Below are 2,768 nucleotides of genomic sequence, written 5' to 3'. Positions count from 1 at the left end.
GGTCGGCTCCAGCGCCGGGGGCACCGGTTCCGGCGCCACCTCCGGCTCAGGTTCCGTGGCCAGTTCCGAAATCGGTTCCGGCTGCGGCTCGCTCTCAGGTTCGGTGGCCGCTGCCGGCGGCGGGCCGCTGTCCGCCTCGGACGCCACCAGCATCACCTCGATCACCGGGGTGATGGTGTCGTTGAGGCTGACGGCGCCGGTCTCCTCCGTGACGGTGCCGGGGGCCGCGCCGGCGGCGGACAGGAGGACGGCCAGGACGCCGGCGTGCAGCGTCCCGGACAGGGCGAGCGCCCCCAGCGGCCGGCGGGCCGGCTGGGGACGCTCATGCAGGCGGATCGCGCGCAAGGTGGGGGCGCCTCGTCAACCGGCCTCCATCAGAAGGCCATGGTCAGGCCGAGGTTGAAGGACCGCCCCATGCCGGCCAGCGCGCCGATCGGCTGCTGATTGCCGCTGGCGCGGAAATCGCCGTAATCGACGCCGCCCAGCGGCAGGTAATAGTGGGCGTCGAACAGGTTCTCGATCCCGACGTCGGCGCGCAGGTTGCCCCAGACGTAGCTGGTGCGCAGGTTGACCAGGGCGTAGCTGGGGGTTTCCGGCTCGTTCCGCCCAGAATCGACCAGGGACTTGCGCCCGACCATCTGGAACTCCAGGACGCTGCTCCAGTCACCCAGCCGGTGGCCGAAGTCGATCGTCCCGTTCAGCGGCATGATGTGGTAGAGGTTGCGCCCGGTATCGAGGTTGCGGCCGCGGACATAGCTGACCACGGCGCCCACCGTGAACTCGCCCAGCCGCTCGTCCTGGTGGACGATGCTGCGGCCTTCGGCGTTGATGCCGTACAGCGCCGCCGTGTGGTTGGCGAAGCGCAGCTGGACGAAGCCGTTCGACAGGGTGCCGATGCGGTCGGCGTCGATGAAGTTCTCGACGTGCGAATAATAGGGCGTGAGCTTGACCGACCAGCGCTTGGCCTCGGCGTCCTGCCAGGCGGCGGTGGCGCCGACCGTGTAGGCGGTTTCCGGCTTCAGGTCCGGGTTGCCGACATAGCCGTTGGCGTCGCCGTACCAGCCGATCATCGTGGAGGACATGCCCCCGGTGCCCCAGGCGAACCGCTCGTACAGGTTGGGCGAGCGGGTCTTGCGGGCGAAGCCCAGCTCGTAGCGTTCCGACGCGGACGGCGCGAAGCGGAGCAGCGCCGTGGCATCAACGTTCACGTCCGTCTTGGAGCGGTCACCCCGGTTGAAGGCCGTGGCCGCCGCGGCGTCCGGGTTCGCCATGCCCATACCCATGCCCATCATGCCGGTGCGGATCGGGTCGGCCCAGGAGTAGGGCTGGACCGGCCCGTTCTCCATCCACACCACATCGTTGCGAACGCCGAGCAGCGAGGTCCAGGCCGGGGTCCAGCGCTTCTCCCACTCGGCGAAGGTGCCCAGCCGGTCGCGCCGGGCGTCGTTGAGGTTCACGAAGGTCAGCGGCGACATCATCGCCGCCCCGGCGACCGGCGGCCACCAGTCGTCGATGCGGTAGCGGACCAGCTCGTTGCCGACGCGCAGCGTGTCCTGCGCCGACAGCGGCACCTCCGCCGAGACGGCGTAGCCCATCTCGTGCGAGTCCGTGTTCATCGGCATGCCGCCGCGGTCGGCGCCGCCCTTGTCGTGCAGGAAGTTCATGGCGTGGACGGTGCGCTGCCAGAAGGCCCGGCCGTCCAGCGTGCCCCAGTCGTATTCGCCCTTGTAACGGCCGTTCAGGGTGGTGCCGCGGTTCAGCGTCATGTCCATGCGCTGGTTCGCGAAGCCGGAATAGGGCGAATACTGGTAGCCGCCGGACAGGGTGATCTCGTGCCCGTCCTTGCGCGCGCTGGCCGACAGCGCATGGTTCTGCACGTTGTAGAGGGTGGAGCGGACCTTGTCCCCGTTGCCGTCCTCGTAGTCGTCCGCGCGGCTCCAGGCGCCGCTGTAGCGCAGGCTGAACCGTTCGGTCGCCGCGGTGGCGGTGCCGGACAGGGTGGTGCCGTTGCCGTTCGAGCGGTAGACGGTGGACAGGCTGCCCTCGCCGTGGATGGGCTCGCCGGGCTGGGCGTAGACGGCGGGCTTGCTGGTCACCGAGACGGTGCCGGCGATGCTGTCGCCGCCCCTGCTGACCGGGGTGACCCCGGCGATGGCCTCGATCGCGCCGATGACGGCGGGGTCGGCGTAGGACAGCGGCGCGTTCATGTGGTTGGCGCAGGCGGCGGTCATCGGCATGCCGTCGACCTGGACGCGCACGCGGTCGTCGGCCAGACCGTTCAGCGCCGGCAGGCTGGAGAAGCCGCCCGCGCTGTAGAGCGACACCCCCGGCAGGCTGCGCAGCAGCGCCGCGGCGTCCGGGCTGGCGATCTTGCGGCTGGCGATCTCGGAGGCGTCGAGCGTGCCGGTGCCGAGCGGCCGGGACAGGCCCTTCTCCGGTGCCGTGGCGGCGGGTGCCGTCTCCGTCTCGACCGGGACGGCGGGCAGGGCCTGCGGAGTCTGGGCTTGCGCCGGCGCTGCGCTCAGCGCGGCGAGGACCGCCGTCAGAAGGGCGGTGGAGGCGAGCAGGTGGTTGGACAAGCGGGGGGCGTTCGCCGCGGAGGCGGCGGTGGGCAGGCGAATCATAAGGCGCTCGTTCCCGAATCGGACGAGGGAAGATCGACGCAGCCTTGCCGTTCCGCCCGGCCGTCGATCCGCGCGACGATCGGCGCAAAGGATCGCGACCGGCGGGTTGCGGTGCGGAGGCTGGCGTGAGGGGAGGGGTGGGCA

General features: G+C 70.9%; 1 protein-coding gene and 1 pseudogene. Both read right to left on the bottom strand.

The features are described 5' to 3' along the window. Positions 1 to 345 (bottom strand): annotated as a pseudogene (locus GBZ26_RS28605) (hypothetical protein); the annotation flags it as partial. Positions 346 to 374: 29 nt separating this feature from the next. Then, positions 375 to 2,624: a TonB-dependent receptor gene (locus GBZ26_RS28600; RefSeq protein WP_174441699.1), complete on the bottom strand. Its 2,250-nt coding sequence runs from the start codon at positions 2,622 to 2,624 to the stop codon at positions 375 to 377. Positions 2,625 to 2,768: the final 144 nt, after the last annotated feature.

Source organism: Azospirillum formosense, from assembly GCF_013340925.1.
Taxonomy (GTDB): Bacteria; Pseudomonadota; Alphaproteobacteria; order Azospirillales; family Azospirillaceae; genus Azospirillum; species Azospirillum formosense.
This window is presented reverse-complemented; position numbering and strand designations above follow the sequence as displayed.